Consider the following 12,707-nt stretch of genomic DNA (forward strand, 5'->3'; position numbering starts at 1 on the left):
ACGACGAGCCAAAAAGTGCGTTTTGCAAGGCCGCTCGGCGCCAATAGCGCCAGGACCTCATCTCGATTGGAGGTCGAGAAATCTGATTGGTCGAGAGTGACGGGCCGGGTCGCGACCTCGCAACTGCCTTGATCCGCGACAGTCTCGAACCTTTCCAAGGTATTGGCATGATGCAGTTGCATGCTCGGGTCCCTTGTGGTCCCCAATGATCGTGCCGGGAACTAAATCAACCCTTAACAGCCGATGCATCTCGGCACGAATAAATCAGCGGCGCATCACACGCAGAAGACCAAAGGAGTGATGTCTGGCGGCCCCCGGAGCGACCAAATGACGGTGGGACTGTGTTTTGCAAGCGCGTCCGCTTCCGAACTCGGCATCAGCGCGTTGATCGCTCCGACTTCGGCGGCCCCATCCCGGAGCTCCATAGCCGCTTGCCCACGCTAGCCAAGTCGATGTTGCGCAGTTTCTCGCGGTCGCGCCAGTGGCTAACGATGCGTGCCCTCGCCCGATCCTAGCAGAACTTATCGTAAGTCGGATCGAGTGCGCACTTTCGTTCGACCTACAAATGCGCGGCGTTGTCGCGCTGGTGTAGTCGCTTCATCACTTACTGTGGGTGCCGCGATCGAGTCCTTGGGCCATTCGACGGATGTCTCCAGCTTCGTAGAACGTCCGCTCGCGTCTAGAGCCTGTGTATTGGTGTCCACGCGTCCAAGCTACTGGAGTGCGGGGACATACATACGAGCGCCAACATGTCAGTTCGGCGTATGCTCGCGTCTCGGCGATGACCTCAGAAAGCAAACCCTACCGGCTCGCACGGGCGTTAGAGCGAGACGTTCCACCGCCAACGCAAGCCGTGGTGAATGAAGATTGCCCGATAGGGCTGTTCGATGCTGCGGCGCTGGCCTTCGTGTTCTTTCAGTCGGAGAAGCCAAACGGATGCCAGACAAGGAAAGGATGTGGGGTTGGCCTTCTTTCCAACGCGGTCGCGCCCGCAGCGCTCAATTGGTCTGCCGCTTTTGAACCGAAGTCTGGTCGATTAGGAAGTCGTCCAACTTCCCGCCGCCTCGAAGCTGCGGCCGCAGCCAGCGAGGCAGCCTGCCGCGACCCGACCATGTCTCCGCCGGGTTCCTTGGATTGCGATATTTGGGACGAACGGGCGGGTATGGACGGCGCTTACGATCGAACCTTGTGGCCTCGTCAGCGAGTCCAATCTTGTGGAGCCGTTCCTCCAATTTTGCTTTTTGCACTAACATTTTCTGAGTAAGGCTGGCGGTGACCTGCTGATGAAATCTCCAGAGCTCGTCAAGGGAGAGCGAATTGAAATGGGCGGCGTTCATGGCTCGATCCGAATTCTTGGGAGAAGGCCCAGCAAACAAGTCGGGTGTATTCGTATCGCTCTATTTTTCATCGTCTCCTGTTTATGTTCGGCAAGGCCATGCCGATCCGGAATTGAGAATTGCGACAATGTCCTCAGTGCTCATATTTCGGCAGCCATACAAGGCGAAATCTGAGACAAGTCCCTCATGCCAGAGACTGCCCGGCATTGGGCCGAACGTCGCCGCTCTGTTGTCGCAGGTTCAAGCTCTCGACATTCAAACAACAGATGACATTCGCTCGGGCTGTCTTGATTTATGAGCTTGCGAGTAGCTGCATCCGATTGATGGTGGGACAGACACAACTAAATGAAGCGGCCAGAAGACGGCTCTACTGGCTCAGTCGGCGAAGATCGAGTTTGCTTATTGCAGAGACGCGCAGGAAGGCGGCGCATTTATTTGGAGAAACTGATTTGAAATTAGGGATTGCAGATGATGGAAAACAACCGAAAAGCTCACCGTGTTCGCTTTGAACACAAGCATACGGTCAGCATCATGGGTGTCCACGGGACGTGGCGGCGAAGCTGACCCTTGTCGATGCCTCTGCAATGGGTGCCAAGCTTGAGGTTGACGGCTCGACAGATCCCCTGAAAGCACAGGAATTCTTCTTGGTTCTGTCCTCCACGGGTCTGGCATTTCGGCGCTGCGAGCTAATTTGGGTGGATGGTTCTCACGTCGGAGTTCAGTTCGTCACAGAAGACAAAGAGTAAACCGAACGCAGAGAAACGTCTCGTCGGTTCACAATGAGACTTCAGATTTATCCATGCTCGCTCAGACGACTGACAGGCTTGTTGTCGACGATTCTTCAGGATGAATTGGCGTTGCGCGGCGTGCATTCATTGACGCCATCCGACTATCACGAGATCATAGAGCAGTTGATCGAACACCTTAGAGACCTGGAGCTTAACTTCGCCGGCCGCGAGTTGGCTGGGAAACAGCCGAGTAGCCTCATGCCGGACTGACACCGGGCATTTCGGGATTGGCTGCCTCGGACGTCGCGCTGCAGAGTCTAGAGTTGCTTTCCAATTCTATAAACCAAACCCGCGGCCGATTCGCGGATAAGCCTGACCGCGGCCTCAGTATTACGCCCCCTGAAGAGCGCTCCATCAACCTGAGAAAAGATGCCCAGGTTGCCAAGAATCCGTCGACGATAGATTTAACGAGATTACCGCGATGCTTCTTTACGATCCCGCTTGCCATTTGGTGGTGTTGGTCCAACAACCGACGCCATGCTAGGTCGCCCATCCTGGCTGCGCTGCGGGTCGAATCGACGATGTCGGTGAATAGAATCGTGATCAAAACTCGCTCGAAATCATTCGATAAATTCTCATGATCTCCCGTGATGAATTCTTCGATATCGCCGAGAAGTGCCTCGGCATCGCCGAACCAGAAGGCATGTCCTCCGTTTGAGTATTCAATGTATTTGGCATTCGGGATGCGCTCCGCCAGATCACGCCCCGCTATCGTCGTGAAAGCTGGAGATCGAGCCTTGAGGATCGTATCCCATTCCGAAAGCCATATCGTCGAGCTCGACGACGGCTCACGCTGGCAGGTGTTCCCTGGTGACGTCGACATCACCCTCGGCTGGACGCCCGAGACCGATCTCAGGCTGACCCGCATCGATGGCGATGTAAGCGACCAGGTTCTAGTCAGCAACGATGATGACGGCCGCGTCCGGGTTCTGCCCGAAGGCGCGCTTTGGCCGAAGGACCACGTCAAGGCGAAACTGGGATCGACGCGCAGGAGCAGGCGGGCGACAAAATGACGGCGCGCCATTCGCGACAGGATCCCATCAACCCGACGGCTTCGAAGACATTGCGAAAGCAAGTGAATTAGTCGCTTCCGGCGACATCGATGACGTGATTCCGAGAGGTGCCCAATTGTTTGTTTACACCGCCGAAGCTGAAGGTTAGCATTGGAACAACCAGACGTAATTTGCCGATATGTGAAGCCCTTCACGGTCAGACGCGCTTCGGTAGTGCATTGATACAGTGAATGATCCCGCACCTCGGGAGGGCAGTTTTGTCTACTCCCCTTTTGGACCAGCGGCTCCAAGGCTTCGCCTCGAACTTACTCTATCAGGAGCTGGCGGACGGAGATGACGCCGAAGGCTTTCGCTTTCGCGACATCGACGGAATCGTTCTCTTCGTCGACATCGTCGACTCCACGTCCATGACCGATCTGGTGGCCGCGTCCGGTCCCGATGGCGCCGAGCGGCTCGGGGACGTCCTCAACGACTATTTCCGCTGCGTGATCAACATTGTGCTGGCGCATGGCGGCGACGTGGTGGGCATTGATGGCGACGCCGCGATCGCGCTTTGGCGCGCCGCCGGATCGACGAGCACCCCGGCCGTCTCAGCCGCACGGGCTGCAATTGGCCTGCGCGAGGTCCAGCTCCATTGGCCGGTCCAGCCGCCCGCCTCGCTTCGCCACCGAGTGACGCTGGTCGCCGGCAAATTCACCTCGGTCATTCTTTCCGGCAACAGCGGGCGGCGCTTTCATGTTCTCGCCGGCGAGCCGTTGCGCACGATCAGCGCGATCTCGCACGAGGTCGAGCCGGGCGAGGTGATCGTCGACGATGCGGTCGCGCAAATGCTCGGCGCCGCAGCGAAGCTCGAACCGATTGGCTCTCACGGCGAAGCGATGCACGCCGCGGCACGCCTCGACGCCTTGGTCGACACGGGGCCAGCGGATCGCGGCCCGGCGCCTGGTCCGATTCCGCTCTCGTGGTCCACGCCAAAATCGTTCCTGCCGCGCGTGGTCGTCGCGCGCGGCCAGTCCGATCTCGTAGCCTGGCTGACCGAATTCCGGGCCGTGAGCCTTATCTATGTTCGGCTCAGCGCACCGGAGCTTCCCGACGGCTCCGCCCAGGCTCGGCTGCAAACGATGTTCGAGGTCGTCGCGAAAGCCGCGGAGGCGCTCGATGTCGAAATTCTGCGGGTGGTCGCTAACGAAAAAGGCGTCATCGCACTCATCGTCTGCGGCTTGCCGTCCTTCGGCTCGGAAAGCAATGCGGCTCACGCGGTCGGGATCGCCGAACGCATTCGTGAGGACGCCTCGAAGCTCGGCATACCGCACTCGCTCGGCGTGGCGACGGGCCGCGTATTCTGCGGCCTGGTCGGCAACGCGGCGCGACGCGACTACGTCTTGAACGGACCCGTCATGAACTACGGCGCGCGGCTCATGCAGGCCGCCGACGACGACGTGCTCTACGATGCCGAGACGGCCCGCGCGGCGAGCGGGCGGTTCGCCTTCTCGCCAGCCGAGGAAATCTCGGTCAAGGGGCGCGGGCGTCCGCTTGCCGTACACCGCCTTTCGCAGGCATTCGCGGCACCTGCGCACTCGCCCGCCGGGCAGAAAGCGCTCGTCGGGCGCGATGCCGAATATGCGGAATTGACGCGAGGGCTCGGCAGTGGTGAAGGCGGCCTCGTCGTTCTGGAAGGCGAACCAGGCGCTGGCAAATCCCGATTGCTCCAGGCCTTGCGTGAGGCGGCCGAACGCAGTCGCCACACGACGATCGTCGCTGCCACGCACGTGATCGAGCGCGCGACGCCCTACTACGTCTTCCGCAATTTCGTGCAGCAATTGCTGCGCGAGCCCGGCGACCGCGAACCCGTGAGCCCGCCTCTGCTGCGGACACGACTTCACGAGGCGCTTGCCGAAACTGACCTCATCGAGAAGGCGGCCTTGATCGAGGACGTGATGCCGCTCGGATTGCCGAGCAGCGAACTTGCTGCCCAGATCAAGGGCGCGGCGCGACAGGCGGGCATAGAGGATATCATCGTTGCGCTCGCCGCCCGAAGAATGGCGGATCGGGCCCCTTTGATCCTGCTCGACGATTTGCACTGGATCGATGCGCTGTCGGCGGACCTTCTGCTGGCGCTGGCGCGCAGATTGCCCCGGCTGCTGATCGTGGTGACGTCGCGGCCGTTCGATGCGACGGAGGCGCCGCACGGCGGACGGGTCATCCAGCGTGCGTCCCGCCGCATCCCGGTTACACGGATTGACTCGAAAGGCACGACGCAGATCATCTGCGATCTCCTGAACGTCATGTCCGTCCCACGCCGGCTGGTCGATTTCGTCTACGGACAGTCGCAAGGCTTGCCGATCCATATCGAGCAGCTCGTGCTTTCGCTGCAGGAGCATGGGTTGATCGAAGCACGGGAGGGGAAATGTCTCGTGCATGCGTCCGATCTCAGAGCCGCCGCGGTGCCGCAAAAGCTCCGTGACCTGGTCGTCGGACGCATCGACCATCTTGGTCAGGCCGATCAGCTCGTGGCTAAGGTTGCGAGCGTCATCGGCCGCGTTTTCGACATGGACACATTGCGGGCGATCTATCCGCTTCCGAGCGAGGCGCGCAGCCTCGAGATGAGCGTGCGGCGCCTGGCCCTCGCGGGCATTCTGGAGCCCGCATCCGGAGGAGACAGCGCCGCGCATGCCTTCCGCCATGTGATCATTCAGGAAGCGACATACGAGCTCCTGAGCTATGCGCAACGACGATCGATCCATCTTCATCTCGTCGAGCAGATCGAGCGGCGGCGCGCGGAGGCGCTGGAGCCGCACTATTCGGAGCTCGCCCATCATTGCGAGCACGCGGGCGAGACGGCGAGAGCGGTCGAGTTTCGCCTGTCGGCGGCGAGCCTCGCCGTGCTCCGCTCTGCCAATGATGACGATGCATGTGGAGCGCGCCGACCGTCTGGCCAGGACCGCACGGCTGGCGCTGACCGACGCCCAGCGCTCGACCTTCGCGTTCCTGAGAGGAGAAGCGCTCCACGCCTTGGCGCGCTTCGGTGACGCCGAGGGCTATTTCCGGGAATGCATGCGGCTGAACAGGATCAAGAGGCCGGAGACCCCCCTCCAGATGAGGCTCTCCACGATTCGGCAGCTCGCTCGACAAGCCGCGCACCGAGTCGGCTTGATGCGAACGCCATGCGATGAAGTTACCCGCCAACGGGAGCGGCTGTCCGCCCTTCTGCATACACGCCTCGCCGAGCGCGCCTACTTCATGTGCCAATCCACCGAGCTGGAGCACGATACGCTCGCGGCGTTGAACCAGGCCGAAAAAGTTGGTGCGGTCTCGGAGACGATCGGCGGATACGGGGCGCTCGCGATCGGACTTGGAACGACGCGCCTGCATGCGCTGGGCCGCTACTATCGTCAACGCGCAATCGACGAATCCAAACGTGTCGGAGAATTGCGGGACCAGGGTTTTGCCCGTCTCTATGGCGCGGTCTACTCGCTGCACACTTGTGACTGGGACGAGGCGCGTACGCTTCTGCAGGATGGCGCCAAGCTGTTCGAGCGGCTCGGCGACCGGTTTCGCCGACAGTCGTGCCGCGCGGTGCTCGGGTATATCGCGATGGCCGCCGCGAACTACCGCGAAGCGCGTGCCATCCTCAGCGAGTTCGGATGGGACGCGGAGGGGGCCGAAACGAATGCGGTGCGGATCTGGTTGCTCGCCGGTCAGTCGGCACTCGATATGCTGGAGGGCCGCCCGCCTGCTGCCGCGGTGCGACGGATGGAAGCGGTGCGGGAGCTCGTTCTCTATCCGGCCGAACGCCACCTCTGCGACGGCGTTGCCGCTGCCGCTCGTCTCAGGGCAGGCGACATCGAGGGCGCACGGCGCGGTGCCGACGAGGCATTGCAGAACCTGGCCGCCGGCTTCTGCACGATGGGCTCGGCGTACAACAGCGTCAGCAGCGTGGCTGCCGTGTTCCTCGAACTGCTCGAGCAAAGCCAGGCTGACGGCAAGCGCGACGACGGCTTGCATGCGCGCACGGCCGAGGCGTGCCGCGCCGTATCGGCCTACGCAGCGCGGACGCGGATATGCCGCCCGCGCGCGCACGTGCTCGAAGGCCGCTTTGCATTGGCCTCGGGACGGCAGAGCCGAGCGATCCGTCAGTTCCGCCGTGCGCAGGGTTGGGCGCGACGATTGCAGATGCCGCTTGAGGAGGCATTGGGTCATCTCGGGCTCGCGCAAGCCCTGCCCGACAACGCCGCGCGCGAGCACCACTACGAACAGGGAATGTCGATGCTCGATGGCCTGGGAGCCCGGCCGTGGGGCTACGATTTAATGACGGCTGCAGCAGTCAAGCGCGAGGGTCACTCAGCCATCCGGGCGTAGCATGAGAGGAAAGATCGATGGCGAAGCAGAAGATCGCGATTCTCGGCGGAGGCATGGCCGGGCTGAGCGCGGCCTATCACCTTACCAAGACCCACGCTCTGCGCGATCGATACGAGGTCGCGGTGTACCAGCTTGGTTGGCGGCTCGGCGGCAAGGCAGCAAGCGGAAGGGACGATCTGGGACGCAATCTCGAGCACGGCCTTCACGTCTGGTTCGGCTGCTACGAAAACACCTTTCAGATGCTCCAGGAGCTTTATGCGGCGAATCCGCCCGGCGGCATGCTGACGGACTGGACGGCCGCCGTGAAGCCGCAAAGCTACACGCCGATCGGCGTTTACGACAACGGCCGATGGACGTACTGGCCACTGACCTGGCCGACCAACGATGGAACGCCCGGTGACGGCACACTCCTGCCGAGCTGGGGCCAGATGATGCAGATGGTCGCCGGCTGGATCGCGGAGGCGATTGAACGTCGCCTGCAGCAACCGGCCCCCGCAGAGGCGGTCGCTGCGGCCGGCTGGCTGCCGCCCACCGGAGCCCTGGCGCTGTCGTCGGATACTGCGACACCGGCGGGTGCGGTGAGAGCGGCGCAGAACCACCTGCGTGCTCACGGTTCAGATCTTCGCAAGCTGACCGAACAGGACATGAAAGAATTTCACGACCTCGTCCGGTGGGCGCGCGATGCGCTGGCCGGACGGAAGTTCGTGGGTGAACAGAGGGCGGAATTCGTGGAGGCATCTCCACTCGATCACCGCATCCTGACCGAAGTCCTCGATATCTTCGCAGCAACCTCTGCCGGCATTTTCTGGGATTTGGTCGTGCCGGACCGTCCCCTCGAAGCGCTCGACGGCTACGACTTTCGCGCCTGGTTGATCAACCACGGCGCCAACCCCACGATCGTTAACACGTCCTCGGTCATTCGCGTCCTCTACGACACCTTGTATCAGTACGAGGACGGTGATGTGTCGCGTCCATCCTACGCCGCGGGCTCCGGGCTCGGCGTCATCATGCGTCTGATCGGAACCTACAAGGGCGCCATGATGTGGGACATCCAGGCCGGCATGGGCGAGGTGATCGTCGCGCCGCTGTACGAGCATCTTGTTTCGTTGGGCGTGAGCTTCAAATTTTTCCGCAAGGTGACACATCTCGGCTTGTCGCCGGACGGGACGCTGATCCAGACGATCCGGATGGACAAGCAGGTGGAGACGATCTCCGGCGACTACCAGCCCACCTACGATCTTGCGGATGGATTGACTGTCTGGCCGGCCGAGCCGCTTTGGGAGCAACTCGTCGACGGCGCCGAGATGAAGGCCGCAAAGGTCAATTTTGAGAGCTATTGGTGCGATCGGCCGCCCGTCGGACCACCCGAGGAGCTTCATCTCGGAACGGATTTCCACATCGCGGTCCTTGCGATCTCGCTCGGCGCCTACAAGCCCCTGAATGGCGCTGACGCCAGCATGTGCGCGGAGCTGATCGCCAAGAACGGAGCGTTTGCCTCGTACGTTCAGAATGTCGGTGTCGTGCCGACGCAGTCGGTCCAGCTGTGGTGCGACCCGACCAGTGCCGGCCTCGGCTGGACCACCGGCAAAGCCGCGACCGTTTCAGGGCCCGAGTATCTAAACATCTGGGCCGACATGACCCAGGTGTTGCCGTTCGAAACCTGGCAGGGGCCGAGGCCGCAGTCCCTGCACTATCTCACTGGAACATACAAGACGACGCTATTCCGGCAGCCCTCCTCCAATACAGGCGTTCCCGCCCAGGCCCATGATGAGATCCGGACCCAGGCGATCGCGTGGCTCAACGAGTCGTCCTACGGCCTGTGGCCACTCGCTGATCCCAACGGCGCCTTCGATTTCGACGTGCTGCACGTGACGGAGCCGGCCGTCGGCACAGCACGTTTCAACCAGCAGTTCTGGCGCGCCAATATCGACCCGACCGAATGCTGCACGCTGTCGGCAGCGGGAACGACGCAGTATCGGCTGCATCCCGACCAGACCGGCTTCAACAACCTCATCCTTGCCGGCGAGGGCAGCCGGCACGGTTTCAACACCACGGCAATCGAGGGAGCCGTGATGTCCGGTGCGGCGGCCGCGCGCGCGATCAGCGGCGCCCCTGCTCACATTGTCGGGTACGACTTCCTGCAACGCCGGCCATCGCAAGGACCAGGAACATGACAGAGGTACCCTACATATCGTGGATCGGACACGGCGCGACGTGTCTGTCAGCTCCCGACACCTTCGCCGATGCCACGATGAGCCTCTTCAGCATCGAGACCGACACCACCGCCGTTCAGAACCTCGTGGATGCGCTTCTCAATCCCGTAGCTCCCGGACGGGTGCGCTACGCCCCTGCGCTGTCCGCCGCGATCTTCAGCTTCAGCGACAATGCAAGATGTACCTCGACGGTCGATGCGATCGGCTTCATGCCCGGGCGCGAGACCATGATCCTGGTGCCGCTCTGGGAGTTTCATGGCACCAATCCGCTTCCCAGCCGGCTGGTGTTCTGGGCGCCCTATATCTTCATTGACTACACGATCGGCCTTGTCACCGGGCGCGAGGTCTGGGGATGGCCGAAAGCTTTCGCGCGCATCGGCGTCGACACCGATGCGCCGGGCGCGGGCTTTTCTTGTCGGACCACGGTGTTCCCGGTCCTCGCGCCGACGACGCCCGCGCAGGACGTCGTTCTCTATCGTATCTTCAGGACCAACGAGGGCGCCAAGTCCGAACCTTGGGACAGCGCGGGGGCAGCAGCCCGCGGCGCGGTGCGAGGCTTGCTCGACGGGATCGCCGAAGATGCCCTCCAGATGCTCACCCGCCAGCCGGAAATTTCGTGTGTCGTGCTGAAGCAATTCCGTACGTCGGACGATCCGACGATCTGCTGCTATCAGGCAATCGTCAACTCGCCGATCGCAGTGACGAATTTCGCCGCTGGGGGCCCGCTGTTCGACAGTTTCACCGCCGAGATTGCCACCTGCGAAAGCCACAGGATCGTGTTCGACTTGCTCGGGACGATGCCAACATCCCCGACCACACGCCTGCCGATCAGGTTCGCCGGTTGGGCAAGGATCGATTATACAGCGCTTCCCGGCAGCGCCGTGATCGTTGCAACGTAGACGAGCTCAATTGGTTTTGGCAGCATCGGTGCACCGATGCTGCATGGAGGATAAGCCATGCCCCACGGATCGCAAATCAACGTCGTGATCATCGGAGGAGGACCGGCGGGACTCGCCGCGGCCTTTTGGCTAACGGCGCCGGAGCAGAACGATCGCTATCGGGTCACACTCTACACCCAGGGCTGGCGCCTTGGGGGAAAATGCGCCAGCGGGCGTAATTACAGCGAGCACGACCGTATTGAAGAGCATGGGCTCCACATGCTGATGGGCTGCTATCACAACGCGTTTGCGACGCTGCGGGCGTGCTATGAGGCCTGGCATCCTGGCCCGGGCAGTCCGCTCTCCACCTGGGAGCAGGCGTTCATCCCTCAGCGCAAGATCACCCTCATGGAGCCCGACGGTCGCGGAGGAGCCTGGGAGCCATGGGACTTCGCCAACCTGCCTCGATCTCCAGGTGAACCTGGCGACGGTCTCGGCGCAGATCCGATGGCCGCGCGGGCCCTGGCGGAAGGGCCTGTGGATGCCATGCATCGGCTGGTAAAAAGGCTGGCCGATTGGCTCGAGACGTCGGTTGGCCTCGATAAGCTGATCAAGGGCGGCAAGGCCGCGATTGCCGCATTGCGTGCTCCCCTGTTCGAACCAACGGATGAAAGAACGAAAAAGAAGCTCAATGACCTCGAGATCGCCAATAAGCAACTGAGAGAGGCGATTGGCAACAAGGGCTGGCAACCGGCCGGGCACGATGCCGAGCAAAACGAATCGTTTCAGCTGGCATCTGGAGCCATGAGCCGGCTCCTCATTCTTGCCAACCTCGGCGTGGCGACAGGCCTCGGCTATCTCCGGGATATCGCCCACAGCGGCGAGGCCGCCTACGACAAGCTCAACGCACAGGACTTTCGCGCATGGCTGGCGACGTGCGGTGCGTTCGACGAGACGCTGGCCTCAGCTCCCATTCGCGCGCTCTACGATCTCGCCTTTGCCTTCCGGGACGGTCTGGCCGGTAACATCGATAATGGCTCGATGGCCGCCGGCGTCACCTTTCGCTTTGCAATGGAGCTGACCTTTGGCTATCGCAACGCCCCGCTGTGGAAGATGGCAGCAGGAACGGGTGACACCATCTTCACGCCATTCTATGAGGTCCTCGAGGCGCGGCAGCCGGGATGCGTGCAGTTCTTCAGCCGGCTCACCGACATGACCGCGGCAAACGGGCGCATTCAGTCCATCGAGATCTCGATCCAGGCCGTGACGGGGGACGGCACGCCCTACAGGCCGCTGGTACCGGTCAAGAACCTGCAATGCTGGCCGAACCAGCCGGACTGGGATCAACTCAAGGACGGCTCTGTCTTGCGGGGCTGCAATTTCGAATCCAGCTTCTGCACGGCATCCGCCGGCACGCGACCGCTGCAGGTGGACCAGGATTTCGATCTCGTCATCCTTGCCATTCCGCCCGCGGCGATCACCAAGACCCCGGCGTCGTTCACGCAAGGCAGCGCGCGATGGCAAGCCGCGCTAGGAGACAGCCGGTCCGTGGGAACCCAGTCGTTGCAGCTCTGGATGGGCCCTCCCATCGCCGGTCTGGGCTGGCCGCTTGGGCCGACCGTGCTGACCGCTTTCGCTGAGAACTACGATTCCTGGGGAGACATGAGTCATCAGCTGCAGACGGAATCATGGAGCTGTCCAGACGCACCGCAGACGATCGGCTATTTCGTCGGCTGTCTCCACGTGCCGCAGCAACCCGCGCCTACCCCGGATTCGATGCAGCAGGCAGCGAACCAGCAGGCCGATCAGTGGATCGCACAACACCTGCCCATCCTGTGGCCGGGCTACGGCGCGGGCCAGCAAACCTGCCGCTGCGTCGCGGCCAATTTCGACGGCTCGGACCTCTATGTGCAGACGCCGAGCGGCACGAATGTTGCGAGCCGCTTTTCATCCGCGGATACGGCAGACTTCGCAAACCTGTATGTCGTCGGCGACTGGACGCGCACGCGCTTCAGCGGTGGATGTTTCGAGTCAGCGATCGAATCCGCAATGCTCGCCTCCCGCGCGATCAGCAACTTTCCCACCCACATCAAGACAACGTAGGTGGCAGGAGCCGCGC

8 protein-coding genes are annotated in these 12,707 nt (G+C 62.1%); 7 read left to right on the forward strand and 1 reads right to left on the reverse strand.

Going from position 1 to position 12,707, the window contains the following annotated elements; all coding sequences use genetic code 11:
- Positions 1 to 998: 998 nt before the first annotated feature.
- Complete coding sequence (locus IVA96_RS02815) at positions 999 to 1,337, reverse strand: H-NS histone family protein (protein WP_247279952.1); 339 nt, start codon at positions 1,335 to 1,337, stop codon at positions 999 to 1,001.
- A 548-nt stretch (positions 1,338 to 1,885) separates the two neighbouring features.
- Here IVA96_RS02815 and IVA96_RS02820 point away from each other — a divergent pair.
- The 7 genes from IVA96_RS02820 (at position 1,886) to IVA96_RS02850 (ending at position 12,691) form a co-directional block, all read left to right on the forward strand.
- Entirely contained in the window at positions 1,886 to 2,083 is a 198-nt protein-coding gene (locus IVA96_RS02820) for a PilZ domain-containing protein (protein WP_346015531.1), read from the forward strand.
- A gap of 81 nt (positions 2,084 to 2,164) precedes the next feature.
- Positions 2,165 to 2,335, forward strand: coding sequence for a hypothetical protein (locus IVA96_RS02825; RefSeq protein WP_247279951.1), 171 nt, complete (start codon positions 2,165 to 2,167; stop codon positions 2,333 to 2,335).
- A 527-nt stretch (positions 2,336 to 2,862) separates the two neighbouring features.
- Positions 2,863 to 3,138, forward strand: a complete 276-nt coding sequence (locus IVA96_RS02830; RefSeq protein WP_247279950.1) for a hypothetical protein — start codon at positions 2,863 to 2,865, stop codon at positions 3,136 to 3,138.
- A gap of 257 nt (positions 3,139 to 3,395) precedes the next feature.
- On the forward strand, positions 3,396 to 6,167 hold the full coding sequence (locus IVA96_RS02835) for an AAA family ATPase (RefSeq protein ID WP_247415308.1): 2,772 nt from the start codon (positions 3,396 to 3,398) through the stop codon (positions 6,165 to 6,167).
- Between the two features lie 1,347 nt (positions 6,168 to 7,514).
- The gene (locus tag IVA96_RS02840) at positions 7,515 to 9,671 is read left to right on the forward strand and encodes an FAD-dependent oxidoreductase (RefSeq protein WP_247415310.1); all 2,157 of its coding nucleotides are present in this window, start codon (positions 7,515 to 7,517) and stop codon (positions 9,669 to 9,671) included.
- Positions 9,668 to 10,609: an acetoacetate decarboxylase family protein gene (locus IVA96_RS02845; RefSeq protein WP_247279947.1), complete on the forward strand. Its 942-nt coding sequence runs from the start codon at positions 9,668 to 9,670 to the stop codon at positions 10,607 to 10,609. Before IVA96_RS02840 ends, IVA96_RS02845 begins: the two co-directional genes overlap by 4 nt.
- A gap of 57 nt (positions 10,610 to 10,666) precedes the next feature.
- Positions 10,667 to 12,691 (forward strand): NAD(P)-binding protein, encoded by a 2,025-nt coding sequence (locus IVA96_RS02850; RefSeq protein WP_247415312.1) that lies wholly within the window; start codon positions 10,667 to 10,669, stop codon positions 12,689 to 12,691.
- Positions 12,692 to 12,707 lie beyond the last annotated feature (16 nt).

It is taken from the genome of Bradyrhizobium sp. 159, assembly GCF_023073795.1.
Taxonomy (GTDB): Bacteria; Pseudomonadota; Alphaproteobacteria; order Rhizobiales; family Xanthobacteraceae; genus Bradyrhizobium.

Coding starts and splice junctions, on each gene's coding strand:
- IVA96_RS02815 (WP_247279952.1), bottom strand. CDS start 1,337: ATGAACGCCGCCCATTTCAATTCGCTCTCCCTTGACGAGCTCTGGAGA.
- IVA96_RS02840 (WP_247415310.1), top strand. CDS start 7,515: ATGGCGAAGCAGAAGATCGCGATTCTCGGCGGAGGCATGGCCGGGCTG.
- IVA96_RS02850 (WP_247415312.1), top strand. CDS start 10,667: ATGCCCCACGGATCGCAAATCAACGTCGTGATCATCGGAGGAGGACCG.
- IVA96_RS02845 (WP_247279947.1), top strand. CDS start 9,668: ATGACAGAGGTACCCTACATATCGTGGATCGGACACGGCGCGACGTGT.